Genomic DNA, 19603 nt, shown 5'->3' on the forward strand with positions numbered 1-19603 from the left:
CCAAGGACCTGTGCCGCAAGCATGGGATCAGTGATGCGACCTTCTACAAGTGGCGTTCAAAATACGGCGGCATGGAAGTATCCGACGCCAAGCGCCTGAAGGCGCTGGAGGCCGAGAACGCCAAGCTCAATATTCCGAATGCCACCATGATAGACGTGCACAAGCTGGTGAATGTCGGGCTGAATGACAAAGCTCCAGACGATCCAGTCTTGGCCATGAAGATGCTATGTTAGGTTATCAACCACCGTTCCAGCAGCCTTGGTTGCCTACAGGCCGGTCGTAATGCGCAAAAAAAGCGGCGCCTCCCCCAAGGCGCCGCTTTTTGTTTCCTACCCCTAGGAAAATCAGGCGATTTCGACCCCGAAATAGCACAGTGCGCGCGACAGGTCGGAGGCGGCTTCGGCGAAATAACCGGTGGCCAGTTCGTCGATGGCTTCGTCAAACAGGCCTGCATTGATCAGCGTGGCGACCGCACCGGCGGCGTCGTGGAATTCGGCGTGCAGCATGTCGACTTCGCGCATCTTCGGGGTGTTGCGGCCCTGAGCGCACAGCGCCATCAGCAACTGCGCCAGCGGCGTCTTGCTGCGATCGCGAACATGGCGCACCGAAATGGCGCGGTTTTCGTCATATGCTGCTGCGCGCAGCTGCAGGCCCAGAGCGTAATGCGCGACATGCGCTTGCTTAAGAGTGTCGCGGGTGTTCGCTGTGATCGTTTGCTGAGCCATTTTGATGTCCTTTGTGTCTTAAGTAGGGGCAGTCACGCGCCGTTGATTACCTAAACGACACTACAGGCAATCATTTTAGTTCGATACTATCCAAAAGTTTTTCAGACACGCTATTAAGTATGTAAGCGGTGATAAACTAACGAGTTTATCACCTCGCCAGAGGGGTTTTTACCTCATCAGAAGCGCAGACCGACCAACAATTGAAAGTGAGACTGCAATTTCGGGGCCAACTCGGGCATGCGATTCCCCGGGGGGCAGACATAAAACCGCCCCCGGCTGGGCGGGGGCGGTTAATTGTACAGAGTTCTGTCATCAACAGGAGTTGCCGCCTAAGGCAACGCCGCCACGGCCGGGTTGACGACCCGTGTTGTGATGGAGGCAGTACCTGATACTATCTGATCTGCTTCGCTAGGATCTTTATTGCACAGCCAATTTCCAACGCATCATCGCCTTGGCCAGTTCCACCGATAGATCGTTGTATTCGTGTCCGCTGAGATTGGAAATCGCTATATCGAATTGGCCGAGATATATCTGTTCGGCAATCCCGCCAGCACAGGCGTGAAACATCTTGTGCAGCCTATCAACTTCGCGGACTTCTCCTGAATTGCGCAGGAAATGCGGCAGAGACTGCAGCCATTCGCCAAAATCGCAACAAACATCGCTTTTGATTTCTTCGACAGGAAGATCGGTGTCCCCGTAGACGGCAGCTTCGCGCAGGCGCAGTTTCCAATCAGAGTGTGCCCGCATGGCGTCGTCCAGTTCGTCCTGCAATAAGATGGCTGTTTGGGTTTGCATGATTTCTTCCTCTATCGTGATGTCTCAATAAACTTTGTCGCCGTTGTCAGACCTCAAAACGACAGTGGACCCATACTTTTTATTGTGAAATAGCAAAAAAGAGAGCAAAAATGACTGTGACAAAGTACTGAAAAATAAGACCTTTGTTCTGTCTTTGATAGGAAGGGCCTAGAGACATGGCGTCGACTGAACACCGTTTCCCCTGCGATGAATGTGGCGCGGATTTGCGGTTTGACCCCGAACAGGGCCAATTGGTCTGCGATCATTGCGGGTACAAGGCCGAGATGGCGCAACAGTCGCCACGTACCGGCGGTATTCAGGAACTGGATTTCAAACACGCGCTGGACAACCTCTTACCAAGCCAGGATTTCGAAGAAACCAGGGTCAGTAAATGCCCCAATTGCGGTGCCCAAATCGAATTGGACGACGCCACACATGCCGCTGAATGCCCGTTCTGTGCCACGCCCGTGGTGACAGATACCGGCGCACATCGCCATATCAAGCCGCGCGGCGTGCTGCCCTTTGCCCTGACCGAAAGTCAGGCTCGCAAGGCGATGACCGATTGGTTGGGCCGGTTGTGGTTCGCGCCGAACGGATTACAGGATTACGCCCGCAAGGGCCGCAAGATGGAAGGCATCTATGTTCCCTACTGGACCTACGATGCCGACACCAAAAGCCGCTATCGCGGTGAACGGGGCGTCGTGTATTACGAAACCCGTACGGTTATGCGCGATGGCAAGCAGGTGCAGGAGCAAGTTCAAAAGGTACGGTGGTATCCCGCTTCGGGTCGGGTGGCCCGGTTCTTCGACGATGTGCTGGTTCTTGCTTCACGGTCTTTGCCAAAAAGCTATACCGACGCTCTTGAACCGTGGGATTTGGCGGCGCTGGAACCCTATCGACCGGAATTTCTGGCTGGGTTCAGGGCCGAAGGATACACGGTAGACCTGGACGAAGGCTATGACGAGGCGCGCCGCCACATGGACCGGGTGATTGAACGTGATGTCCGTTTCGATATCGGCGGCGACCGGCAGCGTGTCCACGATATTCAAACCCAGATCAGCGATGTTACCTTTAAACACATCCTCCTTCCGGTCTGGCTCGCCGCTTATAAATACCGTGGCAAGACCTATCGCTTCGTGGTGAACGGGCGGACGGGTCAGGTCCGGGGTGAACGGCCATGGTCGGTTTGGAAAATTACCATCGCTGTCATATTGGGACTGATCGCGGCGGGTGGCATTGGATATCTAATAGCGATGAGCGAAGGTAATGTCTGATCAAGAACCAAACCAACCGAGCAGTGCCTTCGATACGCTTTTCAGCCTTCTGCATGATCGGCACAGTTGCCGGGGATTTTTGCCTGATCCGGTGCCGGCGGAACAAATCACGCGGATTGTTGCTGCGGCACAACGGGTGCCCAGTTGGTGCAATGCTCAGCCGTGGCAGGTGATTGTCACCAGTGGCATGGAAACCGACCGGTTTCGGGACATGTTGTATGATGCAGCACTGACGAAACAACCCGAACCGGATCTTGATTGGCCCAAGCGCTATACCGGGGTTTATCAGTCGCGCCGTCGCACCTGTGGTTTGCAGCTCTATGACGCGGTCGGGGTAGAGCGCGGCGACCGTGCGGCCTCGGGGCAGCAGATGCTGGAGAATTACCGGCTTTTCGGCGCACCGCATGTGGCGATCGTGACCAGCGAAAGCGATCTGGGGCCGTATGGTGCGATGGATTGCGGCGGTTTCATCGCCGCTTTCACTCTGGCGGCACAGGCGTTGGGTATCGCGACCATCCCACAAGCGGCGGTGGCGGCTTTCGCCCCCAGCCTGCGGGACCATTTCGACATCCCCCAAGACCGCCTGATCCTGTGTGCCATTTCCTTCGGCTTTGAAGATGCCGACCACCCCGCCAACCGTTTCCGAACGGAACGGGCACCGCTGGACGAGGTGATTGACTGGCGCAAATAGGACAGGGCCCTTAGCCCTTGTTGATCTTGACCTTGGTGCCCTGCTTGGCTTCGGGGCCTGCCTTGGGTACGACCACCTGCAAAACACCGTCTTTCAGATGCGCTTCGACTTTGTCGCCATCGGCATCTTCAGGCAGGCGGAAGGACCGGCTGAAGGACCCGTATTGCCGTTCGGAAAAGAACCAGGTCTCGCCTTTCTCTTCTTTCTGTGACGTTTTTTCACCCTTTACGACGACCACACCGTCATGCACCGATACGTCGATATCTTTTTCCTCGACCCCGGGCAGTTCCAACGAAATCTTGTAACTGTTCTCTGTGGTCGACGCCTCTGATGCCGGCGCCAGCCAATCCGCCATCTTCTGACCAAAGTTTCTCAGCGGCTCGTAAAAATTCGGCCAAGTTCCGGCGGTATGGGATTTCTCTACCATTTGTTTTCTCCTCCGCGTAAATGTCTGCGCTTAGTATTCCGACACGGATGGGAACGCGCTTTGATCCGCATCAAGTCTGCTTGCGGTCAGCTCTGGATTGTTCAACCTATAAGGCAGGTGAATCGAGGAGAGATAAATGCGTGCTGTGTTGCAACGGGTCGGTCGGGCCTCGGTATCTGTCGCGGGAGAAGTGATCGGGCGCAGCGGCCCGGGACTGTTGATTCTGATCTGCGCCATGCAGGGCGACGGCGAAGCGCAAGCCGATCAGTTGGCAGCCAAGATTTCCAAACTGCGCATCTTCAAGGATGATTCGGGCAAAATGAACCGATCGCTTCTGGATGTTGGCGGATCGGCCCTAGTGGTGTCGCAATTCACCCTGGCCGCCGATACGTCGCGCGGCAATCGCCCGGGATTTTCCACCGCCGCCGCGCCGGAAGAGGGCAAGAGGCTCTATGAGTATTTTGCGGTGAGGCTTGCCGCGCTTGGTGTACCGGTCGAAACCGGGGTATTTGGTGCCGACATGCAGGTGGATCTGCTCAATGACGGTCCGGTAACGATCTGGATGGAAGCCTGAGACTCAATATTGCCGACGGCGCCAACCGTTTCACACGCTTGAAACGTCTTCATTTTATGTGGCGTGAAAAAAATCCGGACCGAGAGTTGAAAAAAATGTGACATAGGGGGCAATCGGGTCTGAATCGGTCTTGTACTCCCCCCGCGGTTCCCATAAACCACCCCAACAAGTGTCGCGGGGTGGAGCAGCCCGGTAGCTCGTCAGGCTCATAACCTGAAGGTCGTAGGTTCAAATCCTACCCCCGCAACCACTTTTCAATGCATATCAATATGTTGCCTGCCGCCCTTGGGCGGATATTTGCGTTGCCCAATCCGCGCTGGAAGCATCGTGGAAGCAAGTGAAGCGAACTGACGGCGTAGTTATTATGCAACACGAGAATGCCGGACTGGGGCGGATACTACGGCCCAAAGCTGCTGTTTCGAACAACATGAGAGGTGGCCCGACAAATCTGTACAGTTGAGTTAGGTGGATTTTCCCTTCCCAAGGGGCGCATTTCGTCGAACCGTGCTGCCAGCGCAAGATCCCGATCCTGTTCTTACAAAACACCACCGGTTTCATGGTCGGTTCGAAATACGAGGCGGGCGGGATCGCCAAGGACGGGGCCAAGCTCGTTACTGCCGTTTCAACCGCCAACGTCCCGAAGATCACCGTCATTATCGGCAGGTCCTACGGCGCGGGCAATTACGGCATGTGCGGCCGGGCCTACGGGAGGCGGCGGCAAGCCGCATGGGGCGGACGATGCGATTGATAAAAGGGAACACTGAGCAATCGTGGTTTAGAATTTGTCGATGTGCGTTTGACCACAAACCCTACCCACAAGATGAACCCCTATGGTTAGCCGATAGGCAAAGGGGGGTCATGTAACACCCCCCTCCACGACTACGAAAGCGAAGAGCATCGCAGATGAACGCACAAATCCTTCATTCGGGCTTTGACGGGCTAAGGTTCACCCTACAGGCGCAAATTACGCCGGAGCTGCGCAAGGAATTCGCCCAGGCGAAAGTCCACGCCAAGGAGCACAATCAGAATATCGACCTGCACTTTGGCGCTCGTCCGCGCATAGTTGTAAAAAATGCGGCCGAAATGATCGCGATCCGGTCGTGACGTTGCTGTGTAATATGGTCATTGTTTTCTCCTGACGTGTCGACGCATTTTCCCCACCCTCTCGCGTCACGGGACGGATCGGGTAACAAGCGGTCTGTCGAGTGTCGGGTTATTGCTTCAGCGCACCATCAGGCTTGGCAGCCACAGCGTGATCTGCGGAAAACTGAGCAGCAGAATCAGGACCAGAATTTCCATCACGAGAAACGGTAGAATTCCGCGGAATATTGTTCTGAGCGGCACACCGGTTTGCCCCGCCGCCACATAGGCGTTCAATCCCAAAGGCGGGGTCAAAAGTCCGATTTCCACCGTTTTAGTCACAACAACACCGAACCAGACCGGATCATAGCCAAGCGCCATCGCGGTCGGGAAGGCCAATGGCATTGACAGCGACAGGATCGCAAGCTGGTCCATGAACATCCCCATGACCAACAGCGCTAGTACCATGATCAGCATGATAACTTCGCGGGGCAGATCGGTCGTGGATGCGAATTCCAGCAAAGCATGGGTAATCCGGGTGAAGGCCAGGTAGTTGGAAAAAATCGCCGAACAGCAGACAATCGTCACGATCATGACGGTCGCCCTGATCGAACCCGAAATTGACCTGTTCAGCGCCGTGAAACTGAGTGTGCGCTGCATCAGGACGATAACCAGAGCTCCCATCACACCCAAAGCAGCGGCTTCGGAGGGCGAAGCAAGCCCGCCATAGATGGCTCCGATCACCGCCAGCATTAACAGACCCATCGGGATCACATGACGGCTGTTGCGGATCGCCTTGCCCAGCACAAAGGGATCGCCCTTGGGCGCCTGATCGGTACGCACGGCAATAAGGGCGATGACGACGACCAGCCCCGTAGCCGTCAACAGGCCGGGCAGGATGCCCGCGATGAACAGTTTGCCGATCGAGGTTTCGGTCAGCACTCCATAAACCACCAATACGATGGACGGGGGAACGACCACCGCAAGGGTGCCACCCACGCTCACAACTGCCGCGGCAAGCCGTTCGGAATAATTGTGGTTGCGCATTTCGGGAAAGGCCGAGGCGGCCATCGCCGCAGTCGATGCGGTCGAACTGCCCACCAGGGCTGCAAGGATGACCGACGCCGCGACGGTGGCCATTGCAAGACCGCCTTTGACATGGCCGATCCAGCTTTGGCACGCGTAAATGGCACGGCGCGTAACATCGCCTGCGGTCAGCAGTTCCGCCATCAGGATGAACAGCGGGATCGCGACCAGAATGAACGACGACGAACTGTCAAAAAATACCCGTTCCAGAACGGCGAATGCAGGACGGAGACCAAGTTGTAATGCGAGGCCGAAGAAACCGACCAGTCCCATAGCGAAAGCGATCGGCATGCGAAAGGCCATGAATACGGCAAGCAGGATAAGCAGAGCGAAAAAAGTCAGCATCAGCGGGTCGCGAGCTCCATTTGCCGGACGGTCGTCGAAACGATCGTCCGGCTGGCTTCAGGGCAAAGATGTTACTGGGAGGTCAATGTGCGATACTGGTCCAGCACTTCGGCTGCACTATCGCTCTTGATCCGTTCCACCCAGTCCGAGCTGACCGCGATCAGGTTGTCGCGGATTTCTACAAGTTCGGCATCGGTGAAGCTGTAGGTATCGATACCATCGGCTTTCCACTGGGTCAGCAGGCCCTGCACCGACTCGTCCTGTGCCATTGCCACATGCAGCGCGGCTTCGCCGCCCAGTTCGATCATTTTCGCCTGCACATCGGCAGACAGACCGTCGAACAGATCGCTGCGGATGGCCATCACGAAGCTGTAACCGCCGAACGATCCGTTGCTGGAAATGTGGCTGACCACTTCGTTCAGCTTGTACCCTGGCACCGACGGCAGCGGGAACAGCACCGCGTCCAGACGCCCGCGTTCGACTGCGGTATAAACTTCTGGACCGGGGATCGAGATTCCGACAGCGCCCAACGCGCGGGCGGTCATCGCCTGTGTCGATCCCGAGGTGCGGATGTCCAGGCCATTCCAGTCGGCGGGCACACCCAGATGCTTCTTGGCCAAAACCTGATAGGGTGGCAGCACGAAGCCGAAAATCGGGGTCACCCCGGCGGCCAGAAATTCATCGCGCAATGGGCCGTCTTTCAGCATGGTCTGCAGCGCCTCGGTGCCTTGCTGCGCCGTGCTGTAGAAACCGGGCAGGCCAACCACCGAATTCAGCGGCAGCGCTTCGGCGTGATACAGCGCCCCCAACAGGGCCGCGTCGAGAATGCCGTTGTTAACCGCATCGAGTTGCGCCTTGGATTTGGCGGCCTGCTGCGATGGGAAATGTTCAAACTTCACCTCGCCGTTGGTCGCTTCTTGCACTGCCGCCATCCAGCGGGTTGTACCTTCGACCGAAATGATGTGACCGGTCGCCTGGAAATCGCCCAGTCGCAGCGTCGTTTCGGCGGATGCGCCGAAGCTGGTCAGGCCAAGCGCTGCCAAGCCGGTCAGCGTTGCACGAACAGTGTTCAATAGTTTCATCTTATTTCCTCCCAATTTCTTTCCTCCAACTTTCAGATTATCCGAGTGAATCCAGACCCTTACTCAAAAAAGCATCGTGGATAAGCCGCAAAGCCAGAACCCCGCATCCCACCGGGACAACGGAATAGGCCCACCCGAGCGGCCAATCGATCACGCCATATTCGACCTCGCCATGCGTGATGGCCTCCAGGGCGAATTGGCCGGACTTGTAAGTGACGGCGGCAAAGAATGCCGCCGGCAGCAGAAGCCGGATTTTTACGATCAGAGCACCGAAGAGCCCCGGAAAGTTTTCCGGCATGAAGTCGACCGCCAGATGCCCGCCCTCGCGGAACACCCGCGACAACGACAATGTGGCCAAGGCTGGCATCAGATACAGTTCAGTCAGTTCGAACTGGATCTGCACGGGCCGGTTAGCGAACAATCGCAGCAGGATGTCTGCATTGATCAACACCGCCACTCCAGCCAGTGCGAGGCACCCGGCACTATGCAGGGTGTCCTCGATTTTTTTCAGGATGTTACCTAAGACGTCCAACCCAACCTCCTCATGGTTGACGCGCCGGTTCCCATCAGCGCTTTGGCAATTCGACGATGGCCGATCCCATAGCGGAAAGTTCCCCGTCCTGTTGCTCGGCGCGTTGCTGGATTTCCAGCAGGTAGCGGCCGTTTTCTTCGTATTTGCGGATCACGGTCCCGTGGATCAGGATGATGTCGCCTTCGGGGTTATGCCGGCGGACCTGGCATTTGGCCTGACGCAGGAACCCGTCATCGCTCATCCAGTTGGTGACTTGATGAGTCAGCCACGAAGTTCTCTCGGGGCCGTAGTCATACGCACCGGGCGCACCAACCTCGAGAGCGAATTCCTCTTCCCAGTGTACCCGCTCGGGGCAATCGGGAATGCCGAAACGGTTCTTGATGCCGGCCGAGGGGTGTTTCTGCTGCAGTTGCCAAGCCAGCTTGTTGGCACGGATGTAAAGACCGCCCCAGCCCTGCGCATAGGCGATGAAACCCGTTGCGGTCATCGGACCTTTCACCATTGTCGGCAATTCGTCGCCTTCGTTGACGTCGTCCCAATAGCGGGTTTCAGCACCGCGAATGGTTTCCTGCTCGTAATACTTGTAATATTTATCAAGCTCTTCCTGGGTGTAGACACGGCGACCTTTTTCTTTGGCCTCGGTGTACTTGGTCCCGTTTTCGCGCGCCTGATCGCGGTCGGTGCGGAAACACCAGCTATCGGCATCCGCAAGCAGGTCGCCGGTATTGGCGTCATAGAAATCGACGTGATAGATCTGCTGTACCGCCTTGCCGGCGAAGCGGGTCTCGTGTTCGACCAGGTCCTTCAGATAGGCTTCGGTACGGAATTCGGTGTTGCGCGGAATGACCTTATGCCAGTTCCAGTTCGCGCCCGACCACATTGCGTGGACGCCCGGCAGACCGCCGACATAGCCCGAGATGATCCGGCTGGTGGCGAACAGGAAGCTCGGCAGCGCGATGACTTCGCCGTATTTGGTGGTCTTTGCGTAGTCCGGGTCGCACCACAGCGGGTTGTCGTCGCCGATCCCATGGGCGTAGTGACGGATATTGTCGCGGGTGGCCTCATAGCACCACGGCTCGACGGTTCTCTCGATTTTCACACCGACGCGCTTGCGCAGATCGTCGAGACCTTCCTCGGTGATCTTCGGAAATTTCCGTACCATTTCGTTCATCTTGTTTTTCTCCTTGGATAATGACGGGGGCGCAGGCTCAGCCGGCAGCCTCCAGTTTTTTGGCCTGCTGATCGCGCAGGATTTTCCGATTGACCTTGCCTGCCGGTGTTTTCGGCAGTTCGGTCACGAATTCGATCTGGCGGGGGTATTCATGGCGGCCCAGCTTGGCCCGGACATGGTCCTGGATGCTCTTCGCGACGCTTTCGCTTTCGTCCTGGCCCTTTAGAATGATGTAAGCCTTGACCACTTGGCCACGCAGGTCGTCGGGCGCGCCGATCACGCCGCATTCGGCAACCGCCGGATGGCCGAGGATCGCGTCCTCAACCTCGACCGCGCCGATGGTCCAGCCGGCCGAGATGATCACGTCATCGGCCCGGCCGCCGTGGTAGAAATAGCCGTCCTCATCGACCCGGCCCAAATCCTTGGTCGGGAACCATTTGCCGCCCTTTTTGACCATCAGTTCACCGGGTTCATTCGGCTTGCACGGATTGCCGTCGGCATCCTGCACTTCGACTTCAACCCCAGGAACCGCCTTGCCCATTGCGCCATCGCGCACCTCAAGATCGTCGGCACCGGGATAGTTGGCGATGATCACACCGATCTCGGTTGTGCCATACATCGACCGCACCTTGGGCCCAAAGACACGCTCGACATAAACTGCTGTTTCGCTGTCGATTGGTTCACCGGTAAAGGACAGTTTTTCGAAGTAAAAATTGAATTCCTCGGCCCGACCCGAATTGCGCATCATGCGATAATGGGTGGCTGCCGCCGTCAGGTTGGTGATTTTGAAATCCTGCAGCGCCTTAAGCAACCGCACCGGATCGAACTTGCCACTGAACGTGCCGGTCGACACGCCCATGGCCAGCGGCGCCAGCGTACCGTGCCACAATCCGTGCCCCCAGGCCGGGGACGAAGGGCAGAAAAACCGGTCGCCCGGACGAATGCCGGTAGCGTAAAGCGCGGCTACCATCAGAGTCACGATCGACTGGTGGCTGTGTTTTACCGCAGCCGGCAACGCCCTTGTCGTACCCGAAGTGTATTGCAGTACCGCCAGATCGCGCCCAGACGTTGACCACTCGAACGTTTCGGGCAGGTCTGCAAGGCTTTCAAGAAAGGCCCGATCGACAACGGTGACGTTCTTCGCGCCGCCCTCTTCGGCTTCCGGTGCCTTTTCCACATTGGTGAAGAAAACGTCAGGATCGCAATCACCAACGCGCAGCTTGATCCCATCAGGCCCGAAAAGCGTGAACATCGGCACCGCCACTGCACCCGCCTTGATCGCACCGAAGATCGCACAATAGAATGCCAGCGAGGGTTCGATCATCACGGCGACCCGGTCGCCTTTCTCGATACCCTTCGCCTTCAGGTAATGCGCGATCTGTGACGAACGGCGGGAAATTTCCGCGAAAGTGATAACTTCGTCCGACCCATCCGAATGGGCGATCCGCAATGCGATATTGTCCCCGTCGACATGACGGTCGATGCACTCATGGGCGATGTTGAACCGTTCCCGCGTACCATCGAACAGCTCCCAAAGCCCCTCTTTGGTGTAGTGCGCCTGTGCATCCGCATAGGACGTGTATTCCGTCAATCGGACCATATCCCGTTTTCCTCCCGTTTCAACTCACACCGAACCGCCAATCCGCGGTCCGTCGCTTCGTTGACAACGGTAGAGAGTTGGATAATCTATTGTCAATACGCTTATATTATTGTACATGTACAACAAATATCAGCAATATCAGAGAGTTCCAATGGCCGACAAAGACGAAAAACAGATCACGAAACGACAGGTGCCCGCAGTGACGCGAGCCGTTGCAATCCTTAGGTTTTTGGCCCGTTCGAACGATCCTGTCGGGGTCAATCCGATGGCACGGGAACTGGACCTGGTGCCCAGCACTTGCCTGCACATTCTGCGGGTGTTGCAGGACGAGGGGCTCGTCGAATTCGATTCGCAGACGAAACGCTATTCGATCGGAATCGGCATCTTGCCACTGGCGCGCTCGGCGCTTCAGAAGAACACTTTCTCGGTGATGATTCAGCCGCGTCTGTCCGAACTGTCCACGCGTTTCGGGGTGACTTCGATCGCCACCCAGCTGTCCGAACCGGGTCAGATGGTCGTCGTTGCGCTGTCGCAATCCTCGCTGCCGTTCCGGCTTCAGGTGGATCTCGGGTCGCGTTTTCCTCTCTTGATCTCTGCGACCGGACGTCTGTTCGCGGCCTTCAATGATCTGTCCCGGGAAGAGCTCAATCGCGAATTTGCAAAACTGGTATGGGACCATCCGCCTTCATTCGAAGAATGGCTCACCGAAGTCGGAGAGGCTCGCGAGCGTGGTTATGCTGTTGACCAAGGGAGCTATATTTCGGGGGTCACGGTCGTCGCGGTCCCGATTTTCAATGAAAAGAAGCAAATGATCCGCTCGCTCGTCGCCATCGGCATCACCGAACGGCTTGGAGAAGGGGAAATCCCGAAACTCGCGCGCGCCCTGATGGATGTGCGCAATGAAATCGAAACCATGCAAATCACGACAGGGAGTTAGAGAGTGACAGACGCAAGGGAGGAAAAAACCTGGAAGCCGCTGAACGCGGGGGCTTTCATGGCGAATGTCGGCCCGTTGATGGCCGCGCACGACGGTGAAGGGGGGTATGTCTACGCGATAGATACGGCGGAACAACATGCCAACGCGCTTGGATTGGTCCATGGGGGTGTCATTACGGCGCTTCTCGATCAGGCAATCGCCATGGTGGCCTGGCATGCGGCCGACCGTGCCCCGACCGTCACGGTACAGATGGACACCCGGTTCGTCGGCGCCGCCAAACCCGGCGCACGCCTAGAGGCGCGGGCGAAATTGCGGCAGGCAACTGGGTCTATGATGTTTCTGGATGCCGAAATCGTCGATGGCGCTAGAATCGTTGCGCTGGCGTCGGCGGTAATGAAAATTTCCCGAAAGGTGGCCTGATATGACCGACCAGAAAAACGCCGCGTATCAAGGGCCGCTTGCCGGGATCAAGGTTCTCGATTTCTCGCGCATTCTTTCCGGGCCCTATGCGAGCATGGTTCTTGCGGATCTCGGTGCCGAGATCATCAAGGTGGAACCGATCGAAAAAGGCGATGAAACACGAAACTTCCCCCCGTTTCATGGTCCGCTCAGCCATTATTACATCGCGCTCAACCGCTGCAAACAAAGCATCGCGCTGAATCTGAAATCACCGGAAGGCATCCAGATCGCCAAGGATCTGGCGCGTCAGAGCGATATCGTTCTGGAAAATTTCCGACCCGGCGTGATGGACCGGCTGGGCCTTGGCTATGACGTTCTCAGGGCGGAGAACGAACGTCTCATCTACTGTTCCATTACCGGCTTCGGAAGGAACAGCCCGCACGGTGACAAGCCGGCCTTCGACATTGTGGCGCAGGCGCTGTCGGGCGTGATGAGCGTCAATTGCGAACCCGGTCAGGCCCCGAACAAGCTCGGGATTCCCATGGGGGATATGGCGGGTAGCATCTTTTCTCTGTTCGGACTGCTGGCCGCGCTGCATGAACGCAACGTGACTGGCCGGGGGCGTCATGTGGAAATCGCGATGCTTGACAGCCTCATCGCCCTGCAAGGTTATCTGTCTCAGATCTATTTTGTTACAGGGGAAAGCCCGAAGCCCGTCGGTACGCAACATCCAAGCATCGTGCCCTACGGGTCTTTCCCAACGTCGGACGGCCATGTCATCGTTGCTTGCCTCACCGAACGGTTCTGGCACAATTTCGCCCGCTGCCTCGGGCGCGAAGACCTGATCGAAGACCCCCGCTTCGCGCTTTACGAAGCGCGGCTCGATAACCGCGATGAGCTGGAGCCGATCATCCATGACCGCATGACACAAGACAGCACCGCCTATTGGCTGGACCGACTGACCGAATTCGATGTTCCCAACGCCCCGATTCTGTCGATTGCCGACGCCCTGGAACAGGAACATGTCGCCGCGCACGGTCTCGTCGAGACGGTTTCACACCCTTCGGTCGGCGAGATGAAGGTGGTGCGCGGTCCGATACTGTTCGATGGACAGGGGCCGAAGCCTTCGTCGGCCCCGTCATTGCTGGGCGAAGATACTGCAAGGGTGCTGCGCGACCGGTTCGGCTATGACGACGTGAAGCTGGCGGCGTTGAGCGAGGACGAGGTTATCTTGATGGGGGAAAAGCCCTGACAGGCAGGGGCCTGAAATCATGGTCCGGAGGCTTGGCTATTGATCCGCCTTCTCTGAAAATGCCTGCCGGTCCTTTCAGGCAAACCGAAGGCCTGAATGGCTGTGCCGGGGCATATACTCCGCCGGATTGCTATGCCGTTGCGGCAAATTAGGGTTCTGGCTGGCCAGGGGGTGGCCCGGTCATGCGATCCAGGAGGGTCGCATGACCGAACGGACCGAAGGCCGCAGGCGTAAACGGTAAACGCTCTTCATTTTATTCAACAAACCGCTGAGCTTAACTTGGAAACTCGTAGCGCCCTTTCGAAGTCGTCCATGGCAATGGGGGCCAAACTGGGCGATGTCGTCAGCCGCGACAGACTATCTCGACCTACAAGTACTCCTGCCTGACCAAGCGCGTTCTGGCTCTTCGCATACATCGCAGTTTTGGAAATCTCGGTCGTGCACTTTGGGGCGGTGAAGTGATCCCTAATTTATCCTACAGGCTTCTGCAAAGCATGAAGCCAGACCAGGCCGCAAACCCGGTCAACACGCCGCCCCAGAGCGTGTCGACGATCACCTGTTCAAGGCTCCAGTCGCGCAGCGTAGCGTAGTTGGTGAACTCATAGGTGCCATAGGCCATCAGCCCCAGAAGCGCCCCGCCGATCAGTGCCGCAAGCGGGTCCCCTGCACGCAGTGCCGGGACGGAGACGAACCAGAGCACCCCAGCCACGTAACCCAGATAAAACAACCCCGCTGCCCCCAGTCGGAACGGATCTGCCAAGAGATGCCCGACATGGCGTTCGAACACCGGCTTTATCAGCAGGCGCAGCCCGATCAGGTCGATCAGCAGAAACACAAGCGCGGTCGCGAGGTAGAGGATCAGAATCTTCATCATTTCGGCTCTTTCATCAAGGTAAGCAAAATGCGCACGCTAAGAAGCGCGACACCCAGGCAGGACAGGAAGATCACGGGCAGGTTCGGGCCGCCCGCATTGGCAATGATGACGCCGATCAGCGCCCAGACCACCGCAGCCGGATAAGCCCATTCGCCGGGACGCCGGGTTTGGACGGCGAGCGCGACGACCAAAACCGCGCTCAGGCACAAAAAGGCAGCGGATTGCGCTGACAAGATGCCATACCCGCCCAGCACCACGCCGGTGCCTACGCCCGAAGCTGCTGTCAGCCATCCGGCATAGAGCGCGATGGGGCGGACCAGCAGCCAAGGTGTGTCGGACCCTGAGCGCAGCATTGCGCGGATGGCACTGGCGGCCATTACCAGGATCATCCCTGTGGCCAGCAGTGGGGAGGCATTGGCCGCCGCGATCCAGAACGTGCCCACCCCCAGGCTGACGGCGAGCGCCGGGCGCATCGCCGCCCAGTCCGGGTGATCCGGTGCGCGCAACAGCCCATACAGACCACCCGCGATCAGGCCCAGATAAATCACGCCCCAGATCGAAAATGCATAGCCCGCGGGCTGCACGGGCGGGTCGACTTGCGGTAGCGGGAACTGCTCCGCCGCGAAGCCGTTGAACCCGGCGCTGAACAGCGGTGACAGGGCGAATGTCACCGTCAGCACCGCCACCAGAAGGGGCAGGGGAGCGTGGGCACGGATCATGTGATCAACCTTTTCAGCAGGGGCAGGCTGGCCCAATAGGGTAGGGCGCGCAGCAGTTTCAGGGCGCGGGTGAAGCGGCGGGGGAAGTGGATTTCGAACCGACGTCCGTCGAGCCCCGCCATGATCGCCTTCGCGGCCTGTTCCGGCGTGCTCAGCGCGGGCATGGCAAAGCGGTTCTTGCGTGTCAGCCGGGTGTCCACAAAACCAGGCGAAATCAGGCGTACATCTGTCTGCCCCGCCCATTCCGTGCGCAGGCTTTCGGCAAGGTTGATCACGCCGGCTTTGCTGGCGGAATAAATCTGCCCGAGCGGCAGGCCGATATAGCCAGCGACCGAACCACACAGCGCCAGTTGACCGCCGGGGCGCAACAGGCGGGGCGCAACCTGCGCCACGTGGAAGCTGCCGGTCAGGTTCACCGCCACGATTTGCGCGGCCCTATCAGGGTCCAGGTCGGCTACCATGCCGGGATCATAAAGCGCGGCCAGATGCACGATCCGATCAAGCGGCCCGTCCGCTGTGATCTGTTCTGCGGCGGCCTCCAGCTGTGCCCGGTCGCTCACATCCAACGGCAGGACCATGTGGCCGGGGCCGAGGCGTTCGGCCAGCGCGGTCAGAGGTGCCTTTGACCGGGCCGAAAGGATCAGCTCTACCTTCGGGCCAGCCCAGGCGCGCGCCAGTGCTGCGCCGATGCCGTCGGAGGCGCCGATGATCCAGATACGCTCGCGTATGGCGTCTGAGTCAGGCATGGGACAGTTCGACCTGCACAACATCGGTCTGACCTACCGCGAAACTGGCTGCGCAAATGCCCAGATAAAAACGCCAGTTGCGCAGGAATCCCTCGTCATAGCCCAACTTGCGTATCTTGGCGGCCTGTCGGTCCAGTGCCGTGCCCCATTGCGCGCAAGTCTGGCCGTAATCCGCGCCAAAGGCATAGCTGTCACGCACTTGCAGCCCTGCGCGGGCGGCCTGATCGGCAATCACCCGGGCGCTTAACAACATGCCGCCCGGGAAAGTGTAGTGCCGGATGAAATCCGAGCTGCGCCGGTAGGTCGCGAAATAGCTGTCGGGAACGGTAATCGCCTGGATCACCGCGCGGCCCTGATCGGCCAACCTTGCCTTCAGCGCGGTGAAATAGGTGGGCCAGTACCGTTCGCCTACCGCCTCGATCATCTCGATCGAGACGATGCTGTCGAAGCGGCCTTGGGTTTCGCGATAATCCTGCAAGCGGATATCGGCCCGCCCGTCAAGGCGCGCATCGGCATAGCCCTTCTGGCTGGGCGAAATGGTCAACCCGGTCACGGCATGGCCGCGATCGGCGGCGCGTTCGGCAAAACCGCCCCAACCACAGCCGATTTCCAGCACCCGTTCGCGCCCTTCCAGCCGGTTCAGGATGCGGTCGTATTTGCGGTTTTGCCCGCGTCCCAGATCGGTGTCGGTGCCTTCAAACAGGGCCGAGGAATAGGTCATGCTCTCGTCCAGCCAGAGCTGATAGAACTCGTTGCCCACATCGTAGTGCGCGCGGATGTTGCGAGACGCCCCGCGTCGGGAATTGGCGCGCAACAGATGGTTGACGACGCGAAATTTCAGGCTGTTCCAGACCCCGGCATAGGCATAGCCCGCGAACTGGTCGAGATTGCGCAGCGCCAGTTCGGTCAGGTTCTGGATCGAGGGCGTGTCCCACAGGCCCGCCACATAGGTCTCGCCCAGGCCGATGTCGCCGCGCGCAGCAATGGCTGGGATGACGGACCAGTCGTGGATCTGCATCTCGGCCACCGGTGTGCCGTACCCGAAGTCGTGAAATTCGCCCTCGGGGGTGTGGATGCGCAGACTGCCATTGGTGATGCGGGCGCAGGTGTCCAGGAAGTCATGCTTCACGCGCTTGGTCAGGAACAGCATCAGGTCACCTCGTGGTTGGGGGGCTGTGGCCGGGTGCGGTAACGCGCGCCCTTGAGTTTCAGGCGCAGGGCCTGCCAGTGGATCAGGATGGTGGTGCGCAGCGCACCTAGCGGGCGGCGGGCGAAGGCGCGGATCAGGCCGCGATTTGTCAGCGGCGTGCGTGGGCCGGAGAGGGTCGCCACCATCCTTTCGGAACCGTTGCGGAAATGGATCTGAATGGTGATTTGATCGGCGCGGATGTCGAAACCGAACCGATAGCCGCCCGCAACGTCCTGAAAGGGCGATACATGCAGCGATTTGGGCCGGTCTATCCGGGTCTTGCTCGTGATGGGGGCAAAGCCAGTTTGGTGACACAGATAGGAATGGCGATCACCGAAAGGGGTCGAAACCTCGGCCACCACCGCCAGCAGATCCTCCGCACGCCAGACCAGCCAGAAGCTGACCGGGTTGAAGGAATACCCCAGAAAGCGCGGCTGGGTCAGGAGTTCGATGCGCAGCCCTTCGGGGGTGAGGCCGTTCTGCGTCAGTACGTCGTGCAGCCAAACCACCCCGCGCCCGTGCCCCATACGCCCGCCGTGGTCGCAGTCATGCACGGCGGCAAGGTTGAACCGGTTGCGGGAAAAAAGGCGAGGACCGGGTGCGGGTGCCTCCGGGTCGATCAACACGTAGTCAACGCCGTAGCGAAACGCATTGCTAACTGCGCCGCGCCGGGTATGGGTGGTCATACCCGCGATATGTTCAGGGGCGCGGGTCATGCGACCTGTCGCGCCCAAGCAGGCTGTGCATTCCGATCCAGCATGCGCGCAATGCGCACGGCGCTGGCAAAACCATCTTCGTGAAAACCGTGGCGGGTATAGGCACCGGCGAACCATGTGGCATTCTGCCCCTGGATTTCGCCCAGCTTGCGCTGCGCGGCCAGCGCCGGTCCGTCGAAGACAGGGTGGCGGAACGTCTTTTGGTCATAGATCAGATGCTCGGGCACCTCAGTCGCCGGGTTCAAGGATACGAACAGCGGGTCGTGTTCGGGGATGTTTTGCAATCGGTTCATCCAATAGGTTACGCCGATTGCCGGTTCCTGCCGCGTAGTGTCGGCGCGGTAGACCCAGCTGGACCAGACTTTGCGGTTCTTTGGCATCTGAGCGGTGTCGCGGTGCAGGATCATTCGGTTATCCTGAAACCGTATGGCGGACAGGGCCGACTGTTCCTGATCTGTGGGACGGGCGAGCAGCGCCAGCGCCTGATCGGCGTGGCAGGCAAAGATCACCTGATCGAAGACCTCTGCCCCGACCGGACAGCGAACAGTGACTTGCCCCATGCCCCGTTCGACCGACCGAACTGGTGTACCGGGGCGCAGGGCCACGCCGCGTCCGCGCAGGTGGTGTTCCATACGGCGCACATATTCAATGCTGCCGCCATCGACCGTCCACCACTGATGCTGTCCGGTCGTGCTGAGCAGCGCGTGGTTGCGAAAAAATTGCACAAGGGTACGGGCGGGGAAGGCGCGGACCTGGCCGGGCGCGGTCGACCAGATCGCCCCGCAGAGCGGCATCAGGTAAAAGCGTTGAAACCAAGTCCCAAGGCGCAGCGTATCCATCAGCTCGCCAATCGTAATGGTGTCGTCCTGCGCCATCGCCTCGGCATGTTTGTTGAAACGCAGGATGTCGCGCACCATTCGGGCAAAACCGGGTCGGGCCAGATTGCGTTTCTGCGCCGTCAGCGCGATCAGATCACGCAGCCCGTATTCGATGCGGCCATTGTCGATCGTGGCGCCGAAACTCATGTCGCTTTTTACGACCGGAACGTCCAGGTCCTGAAACATGCGGGTCAGATGCGGATAGTTTGCATAGTTGAAAACAATGAAGCCCGTATCCACCGGTTGATCGCCCCGGAGCCCCGCCATGACCGTACGCGCATGCCCGCCCATGCCCGGTGCGGCCTCATACAGGGTCACGGCGTGCTGTGGCGCCAGCATATAGGCGGCTGCAAGGCCCGAGATGCCGCCGCCGATCACGGCAATGCGTTGAGGGTGGCTTGTGGGAAAGTCCATGTAAATTGGGCCTCTTTGTTTCATTTGGTTCGGATACGTGCCCAAAAAGAATTCGGATCAAAAAATGATCCAGTTTCCCTACGCCACGTATCCGCTC

Annotated in this window: 21 protein-coding genes, 1 tRNA gene and 2 pseudogenes; 10 read left to right on the forward strand and 14 right to left on the reverse strand. The window is 58.7% G+C overall.

Annotated elements, in window-relative coordinates:
* Window positions 1-128, forward strand: a pseudogene (locus tag VOI23_RS17645) (transposase); the annotation flags it as partial.
* A gap of 216 nt (window positions 129-344) precedes the next feature.
* Here the strand turns inward: VOI23_RS17645 and VOI23_RS17650 are convergent.
* Both VOI23_RS17650 and VOI23_RS17655 read right to left on the reverse strand, forming a co-directional pair.
* Entirely contained in the window at window positions 345-725 is a 381-nt protein-coding gene (locus tag VOI23_RS17650) for a hypothetical protein (protein WP_323786342.1), read from the reverse strand.
* A gap of 417 nt (window positions 726-1142) precedes the next feature.
* Window positions 1143-1520 (reverse strand): CZB domain-containing protein, encoded by a 378-nt coding sequence (locus VOI23_RS17655; protein ID WP_323786343.1) that lies wholly within the window; start codon window positions 1518-1520, stop codon window positions 1143-1145.
* A 176-nt stretch (window positions 1521-1696) separates the two neighbouring features.
* On the opposite strand from VOI23_RS17655, the gene VOI23_RS17660 reads away from it, so the two are divergent.
* Both VOI23_RS17660 and VOI23_RS17665 read left to right on the forward strand, forming a co-directional pair.
* Window positions 1697-2794 (forward strand): TFIIB-type zinc finger domain-containing protein, encoded by a 1098-nt coding sequence (locus tag VOI23_RS17660; protein WP_323786344.1) that lies wholly within the window; start codon window positions 1697-1699, stop codon window positions 2792-2794.
* Entirely contained in the window at window positions 2787-3485 is a 699-nt protein-coding gene (locus VOI23_RS17665) for a nitroreductase (protein WP_323786345.1), read from the forward strand. Before VOI23_RS17660 ends, VOI23_RS17665 begins: the two co-directional genes overlap by 8 nt.
* A 10-nt stretch (window positions 3486-3495) precedes the next feature.
* On the opposite strand, the gene VOI23_RS17670 is transcribed toward VOI23_RS17665, so the two are convergent.
* The gene (locus tag VOI23_RS17670) at window positions 3496-3912 is read right to left on the reverse strand and encodes an Hsp20/alpha crystallin family protein (RefSeq protein ID WP_323786346.1); all 417 of its coding nucleotides are present in this window, start codon (window positions 3910-3912) and stop codon (window positions 3496-3498) included.
* A gap of 136 nt (window positions 3913-4048) precedes the next feature.
* Between VOI23_RS17670 and dtd the strand changes: the two genes are divergently transcribed.
* The 4 genes and pseudogenes from dtd (at window position 4049) to VOI23_RS17690 (ending at window position 5590) form a co-directional block, all read left to right on the forward strand.
* Window positions 4049-4486, forward strand: coding sequence for a D-aminoacyl-tRNA deacylase (gene dtd / locus VOI23_RS17675; protein WP_323786347.1), 438 nt, complete (start codon window positions 4049-4051; stop codon window positions 4484-4486).
* Between the two features lie 173 nt (window positions 4487-4659).
* Window positions 4660-4736 (forward strand) — tRNA-Met (locus tag VOI23_RS17680).
* A 231-nt stretch (window positions 4737-4967) separates the two neighbouring features.
* Window positions 4968-5216: pseudogene (locus VOI23_RS17685) on the forward strand (carboxyl transferase domain-containing protein); the annotation flags it as partial.
* A gap of 173 nt (window positions 5217-5389) precedes the next feature.
* Entirely contained in the window at window positions 5390-5590 is a 201-nt protein-coding gene (locus VOI23_RS17690) for a hypothetical protein (RefSeq protein WP_323786348.1), read from the forward strand.
* Window positions 5591-5707: 117 nt separating this feature from the next.
* Here the strand turns inward: VOI23_RS17690 and VOI23_RS17695 are convergent, their stop codons facing one another.
* From VOI23_RS17695 to VOI23_RS17715, 5 genes are all read right to left on the reverse strand, one after another.
* The gene (locus VOI23_RS17695) at window positions 5708-6997 is read right to left on the reverse strand and encodes a TRAP transporter large permease (RefSeq protein WP_323786349.1); all 1290 of its coding nucleotides are present in this window, start codon (window positions 6995-6997) and stop codon (window positions 5708-5710) included.
* Between the two features lie 71 nt (window positions 6998-7068).
* Entirely contained in the window at window positions 7069-8079 is a 1011-nt protein-coding gene (dctP, locus tag VOI23_RS17700) for a TRAP transporter substrate-binding protein DctP (protein ID WP_323786350.1), read from the reverse strand.
* Between the two features lie 37 nt (window positions 8080-8116).
* Complete coding sequence (locus tag VOI23_RS17705; RefSeq protein WP_323786351.1) at window positions 8117-8611, reverse strand: TRAP transporter small permease; 495 nt, start codon at window positions 8609-8611, stop codon at window positions 8117-8119.
* Window positions 8612-8645: 34 nt separating this feature from the next.
* Complete coding sequence (locus VOI23_RS17710) at window positions 8646-9782, reverse strand: FAS1-like dehydratase domain-containing protein (RefSeq protein ID WP_323786353.1); 1137 nt, start codon at window positions 9780-9782, stop codon at window positions 8646-8648.
* 37 nt (window positions 9783-9819) lie between these two features.
* Entirely contained in the window at window positions 9820-11382 is a 1563-nt protein-coding gene (locus VOI23_RS17715) for an acyl-CoA synthetase (RefSeq protein ID WP_323786355.1), read from the reverse strand.
* A 151-nt stretch (window positions 11383-11533) separates the two neighbouring features.
* Here VOI23_RS17715 and VOI23_RS17720 point away from each other — a divergent pair, with 151 nt between their 5' ends.
* The 3 genes from VOI23_RS17720 to VOI23_RS17730 are packed head-to-tail and all read left to right on the forward strand — an operon-like array spanning window position 11534 to window position 13970.
* Window positions 11534-12319 carry an IclR family transcriptional regulator gene (locus VOI23_RS17720; protein WP_323786356.1) on the forward strand — a complete coding sequence of 262 codons (786 nt, stop codon included), beginning with the start codon at window positions 11534-11536 and terminating at the stop codon, window positions 12317-12319.
* Window positions 12320-12322: 3 nt separating this feature from the next.
* Complete coding sequence (locus tag VOI23_RS17725) at window positions 12323-12739, forward strand: PaaI family thioesterase (protein WP_323786357.1); 417 nt, start codon at window positions 12323-12325, stop codon at window positions 12737-12739.
* Window position 12740: 1 nt separating this feature from the next.
* Window positions 12741-13970 carry a CoA transferase gene (locus VOI23_RS17730; protein WP_323786358.1) on the forward strand — a complete coding sequence of 410 codons (1230 nt, stop codon included), beginning with the start codon at window positions 12741-12743 and terminating at the stop codon, window positions 13968-13970.
* Between the two features lie 475 nt (window positions 13971-14445).
* Here VOI23_RS17730 and VOI23_RS17735 read toward each other — a convergent pair whose 3' ends face one another.
* From VOI23_RS17735 to VOI23_RS17760, 6 genes are read right to left on the reverse strand one after another with little or no spacing between them, the layout of a single operon-like run.
* The gene (locus VOI23_RS17735; protein WP_323786359.1) at window positions 14446-14841 is read right to left on the reverse strand and encodes a DUF2177 family protein; all 396 of its coding nucleotides are present in this window, start codon (window positions 14839-14841) and stop codon (window positions 14446-14448) included.
* Window positions 14841-15563: a hypothetical protein gene (locus VOI23_RS17740; protein WP_323786360.1), complete on the reverse strand. Its 723-nt coding sequence runs from the start codon at window positions 15561-15563 to the stop codon at window positions 14841-14843. The genes VOI23_RS17735 and VOI23_RS17740 overlap by 1 nt, the downstream gene beginning before the upstream one ends.
* Window positions 15560-16309 carry an SDR family NAD(P)-dependent oxidoreductase gene (locus VOI23_RS17745; RefSeq protein ID WP_323786361.1) on the reverse strand — a complete coding sequence of 250 codons (750 nt, stop codon included), beginning with the start codon at window positions 16307-16309 and terminating at the stop codon, window positions 15560-15562. Before VOI23_RS17745 ends, VOI23_RS17740 begins: the two co-directional genes overlap by 4 nt.
* A complete protein-coding gene (locus tag VOI23_RS17750) occupies window positions 16302-17459 on the reverse strand; it encodes a cyclopropane-fatty-acyl-phospholipid synthase family protein (RefSeq protein ID WP_323786362.1) in 1158 nt (385 codons plus the stop codon). Before VOI23_RS17750 ends, VOI23_RS17745 begins: the two co-directional genes overlap by 8 nt.
* The gene (locus VOI23_RS17755) at window positions 17459-18214 is read right to left on the reverse strand and encodes a DUF1365 domain-containing protein (protein ID WP_323786363.1); all 756 of its coding nucleotides are present in this window, start codon (window positions 18212-18214) and stop codon (window positions 17459-17461) included. The genes VOI23_RS17750 and VOI23_RS17755 overlap by 1 nt, the downstream gene beginning before the upstream one ends.
* Complete coding sequence (locus tag VOI23_RS17760) at window positions 18211-19512, reverse strand: NAD(P)/FAD-dependent oxidoreductase (RefSeq protein WP_416376547.1); 1302 nt, start codon at window positions 19510-19512, stop codon at window positions 18211-18213. Before VOI23_RS17760 ends, VOI23_RS17755 begins: the two co-directional genes overlap by 4 nt.
* Window positions 19513-19603: the final 91 nt, after the last annotated feature.

It is taken from the genome of Thalassovita sp., assembly GCF_034670005.1.
Classification (GTDB): Bacteria; Pseudomonadota; Alphaproteobacteria; order Rhodobacterales; family Rhodobacteraceae; genus Thalassobius.

Excerpts from the sequence above, each read along its gene's own strand:
- VOI23_RS17715 (WP_323786355.1), bottom strand. The coding sequence starts at position 11,382 with ATGGTCCGATTGACGGAATACACGTCCTATGCGGATGCACAGGCGCAC.
- VOI23_RS17750 (WP_323786362.1), bottom strand. The coding sequence starts at position 17,459 with ATGCTGTTCCTGACCAAGCGCGTGAAGCATGACTTCCTGGACACCTGC.
- VOI23_RS17660 (WP_323786344.1), top strand. The coding sequence starts at position 1,697 with ATGGCGTCGACTGAACACCGTTTCCCCTGCGATGAATGTGGCGCGGAT.
- VOI23_RS17670 (WP_323786346.1), bottom strand. The coding sequence starts at position 3,912 with ATGGTAGAGAAATCCCATACCGCCGGAACTTGGCCGAATTTTTACGAG.
- VOI23_RS17755 (WP_323786363.1), bottom strand. The coding sequence starts at position 18,214 with ATGACCCGCGCCCCTGAACATATCGCGGGTATGACCACCCATACCCGG.
- VOI23_RS17650 (WP_323786342.1), bottom strand. The coding sequence starts at position 725 with ATGGCTCAGCAAACGATCACAGCGAACACCCGCGACACTCTTAAGCAA.
- VOI23_RS17740 (WP_323786360.1), bottom strand. The coding sequence starts at position 15,563 with ATGATCCGTGCCCACGCTCCCCTGCCCCTTCTGGTGGCGGTGCTGACG.
- VOI23_RS17695 (WP_323786349.1), bottom strand. The coding sequence starts at position 6,997 with ATGCTGACTTTTTTCGCTCTGCTTATCCTGCTTGCCGTATTCATGGCC.
- VOI23_RS17730 (WP_323786358.1), top strand. The coding sequence starts at position 12,741 with ATGACCGACCAGAAAAACGCCGCGTATCAAGGGCCGCTTGCCGGGATC.
- VOI23_RS17710 (WP_323786353.1), bottom strand. The coding sequence starts at position 9,782 with ATGAACGAAATGGTACGGAAATTTCCGAAGATCACCGAGGAAGGTCTC.
- VOI23_RS17745 (WP_323786361.1), bottom strand. The coding sequence starts at position 16,309 with ATGCCTGACTCAGACGCCATACGCGAGCGTATCTGGATCATCGGCGCC.
- VOI23_RS17720 (WP_323786356.1), top strand. The coding sequence starts at position 11,534 with ATGGCCGACAAAGACGAAAAACAGATCACGAAACGACAGGTGCCCGCA.
- VOI23_RS17735 (WP_323786359.1), bottom strand. The coding sequence starts at position 14,841 with ATGAAGATTCTGATCCTCTACCTCGCGACCGCGCTTGTGTTTCTGCTG.
- dctP (WP_323786350.1), bottom strand. The coding sequence starts at position 8,079 with ATGAAACTATTGAACACTGTTCGTGCAACGCTGACCGGCTTGGCAGCG.
- dtd (WP_323786347.1), top strand. The coding sequence starts at position 4,049 with ATGCGTGCTGTGTTGCAACGGGTCGGTCGGGCCTCGGTATCTGTCGCG.
- VOI23_RS17690 (WP_323786348.1), top strand. The coding sequence starts at position 5,390 with ATGAACGCACAAATCCTTCATTCGGGCTTTGACGGGCTAAGGTTCACC.
- VOI23_RS17665 (WP_323786345.1), top strand. The coding sequence starts at position 2,787 with ATGTCTGATCAAGAACCAAACCAACCGAGCAGTGCCTTCGATACGCTT.
- VOI23_RS17655 (WP_323786343.1), bottom strand. The coding sequence starts at position 1,520 with ATGCAAACCCAAACAGCCATCTTATTGCAGGACGAACTGGACGACGCC.